Annotated in this window: 5 protein-coding genes; all 5 read left to right on the top strand. The window is 36.4% G+C overall.

Features of this window, described 5'->3' with window-relative positions:
• On the top strand, positions 1–569 hold a 569-nt coding region (locus tag ON09_RS22260), incomplete at its 5' end, for an HAD hydrolase-like protein (protein ID WP_010603277.1).
• Positions 570–737: 168 nt separating this feature from the next.
• Positions 738–2,090 carry a S41 family peptidase gene (locus tag ON09_RS24560; RefSeq protein ID WP_010603278.1) on the top strand — a complete coding sequence of 451 codons (1,353 nt, stop codon included), beginning with the start codon at positions 738–740 and terminating at the stop codon, positions 2,088–2,090.
• 131 nt (positions 2,091–2,221) lie between these two features.
• Positions 2,222–2,488 carry a hypothetical protein gene (locus ON09_RS22270; RefSeq protein WP_010603279.1) on the top strand — a complete coding sequence of 89 codons (267 nt, stop codon included), beginning with the start codon at positions 2,222–2,224 and terminating at the stop codon, positions 2,486–2,488.
• A gap of 54 nt (positions 2,489–2,542) precedes the next feature.
• On the top strand, positions 2,543–3,637 hold the full coding sequence (gene dprA / locus ON09_RS22275) for a DNA-processing protein DprA (RefSeq protein WP_010603280.1): 1,095 nt from the start codon (positions 2,543–2,545) through the stop codon (positions 3,635–3,637).
• A gap of 386 nt (positions 3,638–4,023) precedes the next feature.
• Positions 4,024–5,323, top strand: a 1,300-nt coding sequence (locus ON09_RS22280; protein ID WP_010603281.1) for a pyridoxal-phosphate dependent enzyme, incomplete at its 3' end; no start/stop codon positions are given.

Consider the following 5,323-nt stretch of genomic DNA (forward strand, 5'->3'; position numbering starts at 1 on the left):
ACGTACACACTGACGATGTGCTGTACCCTGAAAAGGATTACCTGCTTCAGGTTTATTATCTTTTTGCGCAATTTATAGAGTATAGTGAACTAAAAAATGCTCAGGCAATACTCGGGTTTATGAAAAATGAATTTGAGCAAAACGGACCTGGGAATTTGTTTGAAAAAACAGCTGCAGCTTTCGATATCGATTTGAAGTATCAACATAACTTCGATTTGCTACACCTTAATGCCCGTTTGCCGTTAAAGCTTTTACTGTTCAAAAACATGCTCGAATTTATGCAAGGATTGGTTGTAGACCGAAAAAAGATATTTATTGTTACTGCCGGCAATCCTGAACAACAACTTAATAAAATTAAGCAAACCGAATGGAATGGGCTGGAGCAATACCTAACTGTATTCTTCGCTGATGAACTTAAACAGCAGAAGTCAGAAATTTTTCAGAACATATTAAATGACAACAATTTATCTACAAAGGATGCGTTAGTTGTTGGTGCAAGTAATTTTGATGCACAACAATCCAAATTAATTAATTTGCCGTATATTGTGTCACTAGAAATTTACAAATAAATATGTTTAAAAAAGTTAACGTGAACAAGAGCATTGTGTTCTTGATGATTGGTGTAAGCGGGTTTTTAGCTTCTTGTAAAAAAAAATAGCGCTGAGCCAGATGCAGACAATAGTACCCCGGTTGCTGAGAAAAATACACTTCAAACACCAACAGCCAATCGCGATTACTTGACCAGGGATTCTATATTCCTGTATGCAAAGCAAACTTATTTGTGGAATGTAGGTATGCCGGATTACGATACCTTTAATCCGAGAAAATATTCAAGCGATAATCAGGTGCTGGCAGCTTTAGCAGCTTTACCAAGTACTGGTGGAAAAGACAAGTATTCTTTCATTGATGATGGTACTGTTGCTGGTCAGTTGGGTGGGGTAAGTGGCGATTATGGTTTCTCTGCAAATTATGATGCTTCCAATTTATTACGTGTAAAGTCGGTTTATGCTACCTCTCCTGCAGGATTAGCAGGTTTGAGAAGAGGGTACCAAATCACACGCGTGAATGGAAGAACTACATTAAGAACCAGTCAGAGCGATATTGATAATTTAAACGATGGTATTTTTGGTAGCAACCCAAGCATTTCATTAACCGTAGTTAGGCCAGATGGAACTTCGCAAGATCTAGTTATCAACAGAGGAAGTTACAACATCAACCCGATTTTGTATTCGAATACTTATACTGTCGGGGCAAAAAAAGTAGGTTATATTGTTTTTAACAGTTTTACTACCAATTCTGTTCCATTACTTGATGCGGCATTTTCCAAATTTAGTACTGACGGGGTTACGGAATTAATTGTTGATTTACGTTACAACGGTGGTGGCTCAGTGGCTACAGCAGAAGCTTTCACAAATTTAATCGCTCCATCTTCACAGAGTGGAAAGGTGATGTATACCACTTATTGGACAAAAACAATGCAGGATGCCCAGGCAACCATTCTTCAAAACCAAAAGTTTTATGCTAAGGGAAATGATGGCGTAACCAGATTGTATTCATTTTTTGATTATTCGTATAAGCCAACAGCTGCTGCGGGTAATCAGGAGGTTTTCGCCAAACGTGGAAGCTTAAATGGATTAACACGAGTTTATTTTCTGGTAGCAGGCGGTACCGCTTCTGCCAGTGAGCTGTTGATCAATAACTTAAAACCTGTGATGGATGTGAAGTTAATTGGTAGAAAAACATATGGCAAGCCAGTAGGTTTCTTCTCTATCCGGATCGATAAAAAAGATTTGTACATTCCTCAATTTCAAACTAAAAACCAAGCTGATTTTGGTGATTATTTTGATGGATTAACTGTGGATAAAGACGTAGTCGACGATTTAACAAAAGATTTTGGCGATACCTCTGAAAAGTTATTGGCGCAAGCATTAAATTATTCTGCCACTGGTGCTTTCACTTCGTATTTGAAAGATAATGCATTAAGTAGCACTTCGGGTGTATCGAGACAAGTAATCGATAGCAATAATGAACAATTAGACCATGAGTTTAAAGGGATGATTGAAACCCGAAAATTAAAGCTTAAACAATAAATTATATCAAGCTCCGATTTCCATCGGAGCTTTTTTTTTATCTTAATTATTCAATAAAATCATCTTTTAGGGTTGTTTTTTTTCTAAAATTTTGATAAGCTTGTTATATCATTAATCGTTAAAGAGAAACTATGCCAATAGAGATTGTAGAAAAGGAACATTTAGGCTATTTAAACATCATCAATGCACAAGAAGACCAAACTGTTGAATTAAAAACTAAACTTAATGAAGCACAAAGGCTCGGGAACGAGTTTAAATCAAAGGCAGTGATTACTTTTAATACTACAATTGGTCCGAAACGTGTAGATACCACCGTTTGGGCAGTGACAGAGAAATATATTCAACTTAAAAATAACATTCATATTCCCATTAAAAGTTTGATAGATATCGATTTTTAGGCTCTTTTTAAGGAAATAAATCATCCCGCATTTATTAACCTTTACCTAAAAATCATGAGTACGCTTCATAAAATTGCTTTAACTTTCATAAAATCCATTGGCCCGGTAAATGCAAAAAATTTGTTGGCTTATTGTGGCAGTGCAGAGGCTGTTTTTTCTGCGACTAAGAGACAGCTACTTCAAATCCCCGGAATTGGTGAAAAGACTGTTGAAACCATTTTAAATACTGATGCTTTGAAAAGGGCAGAAGAAGAACTCAAATTTGTAGAGAAACATGGTATTGATGTTTTGTTCTTTTCTGATGAGAACTATCCAAAAAGGTTAAAAAACTGTTTTGATGCACCTATCTTATTATATTTCAAAGGCCAGGCAGATTTAAATCATCAAAGAATTATTAGTGTTGTAGGTACCAGAAATGCAACGGATTATGGTAGAAATCTTTGTAAACAGCTTTGCGAAGTTTTATCCGCTTATGATGTTTTAATTGTTAGCGGTTTAGCTTATGGAATAGATGTAACTACGCATAAGGAATGTGTTTCAAGTAATATTGCTACAGTGGGTGTTTTAGGTCATGGTCTGGATAGATTGTATCCTCAGATTCATAAACCCGTAGCTCAAAAAATGGTGCTTAACGGCGGCTTGCTTTCAGAGTTTCCAACCAAAACGAATCCTGATAGACAGAACTTTCCTCAACGCAACCGAATAATTGCCGGTATTGCAGATGCAACTATTGTTGTTGAAGCATCAATTAAAGGCGGAGCATTAATTACTGCAGAAATTGCAAATTCGTACAATAAGGATGTTTATGCATTCCCAGGGAGAACAAATGATGTTTTTTCTGAGGGTTGCAACTTCTTAATTAAAACCAATAGGGCAGGACTGATTAATAATGCGAATGACTTAATTTACTATCTCGGTTGGGATGATGAGGTAAAAAACAAGAAGATAAAAACCCAAACAACGCTGCACCTTAATCTAACTGCAAATGAGCAAAAGGTTGTTGATGCGTTGCAAAGCAGTCAGCTTTCGATAGATGAGTTGGCCATAAATGTAAATATACAACAAAGTAAACTTGCCATTATTTTACTTACGCTTGAAATGCAAGGTATTATCATTTCCATGCCAGGTAAAGTTTACAAGCTGGCTTAACGATATTAGCACCGCTGCTAGTTTGAACAACTGTGGTTTGCGTAGCGCTATTTTGCGATGGAAAATTCAACCATTCATAATAAACCCGGTAGAGCCAAATAGCCCGCAATGAAGCGCAGCGAAATGAGGACTATAGGCGATAACGGGACTGAAGCACCTATGAAAACCGAAACTTTGATTTTCAAAAAAAAAATTGCCATTTGTGTGGTGTGAAGATTTTTCAAACTAATAAACTGATAATTGCAATTCGCCCAATAATCAATCTATAATGCCTATGATATTTATAGATTATGCAATAAAATTTTATTTTTTTATTTTATTCGAAATTATGTTTCAAATAAAATATAGTTTGTAAAATACTTAATGCCTTTGCTTAATTTTGTAGCATGTGGTATAATAATATTCTCGAAACCATTGGCAATACGCCGCTGGTAAAACTCAATACAATTACGAAGAACGTTCCGGGTACAATTCTGGCTAAAATAGAAACTACAAATCCGGGTAACTCGATTAAAGACCGTATGGCGGTGAAAATGATTGAAGACGCCGAAAAAAGTGGTAAACTGAAGCCAGGCGGAACGATTATAGAAGGCACATCAGGAAATACGGGGATGGGTTTGGCCATGGCTGCTATTATAAAAGGCTACAAATGTATTTTCACCACAACTGATAAACAATCTAAAGAAAAGGTTGATGCTTTGCGTGCTTTTGGAGCAGAAGTAATTGTTTGTCCGACAAATGTTGAACCTGAAGACCCACGTTCGTATTATTCTGTTTCGTCTCGTTTAGAGCGTGAAGTTCCTAACTCATGGAAACCAAATCAATACGATAATTTAGCGAATACGGCCGCTCACTACGAGCAAACTGGTCCTGAAATTTGGGAACAAACTGAAGGAAAAATTACGCATTTGGTAGTTGGTGTAGGCACTGGTGGTACAATTTCTGGAACAGGTAAATATTTAAAAGAGAAAAATCCAAATATTCAGGTTTGGGGAATTGATACTTATGGTTCTGTTTTTAAAAAATATAAGGAAACCGGCATTTTTGATAAGGATGAAATTTATCCATACATCACTGAAGGGATAGGTGAAGATTTCTTACCTGCCAACGTAAATTTTGATGTGATTGACTTATTTGAGAAAGTTACGGATAAAGATGCGGCCTTGATGACCCGCGATATCGCACGTAAAGAAGGTATTTTTGTGGGTAATTCGGCTGGTGCTGCAATTGGTGGTTTAATTCAGTTGAAAGATAAACTGAAGCCAGAAGATGTGGTTGTGGTTATTTTTCATGACCACGGAAGTCGCTATATGGGTAAAATGTATAACGAGGATTGGTTGCGTGAGCGTGGATTTTTGCAAGATGAAAAATTAACTGCGAAATCAATTTTAGCAAAGAAAGAAGCAACAGAAATTGTAACACTTGATGCAACTAAAACTGTTTTGGAAGCCATTAACACCATCAAATCGATGAACATTTCTCAAATTCCGGTAACGCAACAAGGTATGATTGTTGGTAAAATAGCAGAAAGTGACATTTTATCGGCTTTGCTTGAAAACCCGGGATTAAAATCAGCTCCGATTTCAGAAATCATGACTGCGACTTTTCCTTTCGTTGATTTAAATACTTCGATTGATAAAATTTCATCATTAATTAATAAGGAAAACTCTGCTGTATTGGTTGAGG

The sequence above is a fragment of the Pedobacter agri PB92 genome (assembly GCF_000258495.1).
Classification (GTDB): domain Bacteria; phylum Bacteroidota; class Bacteroidia; order Sphingobacteriales; family Sphingobacteriaceae; genus Pedobacter; species Pedobacter agri.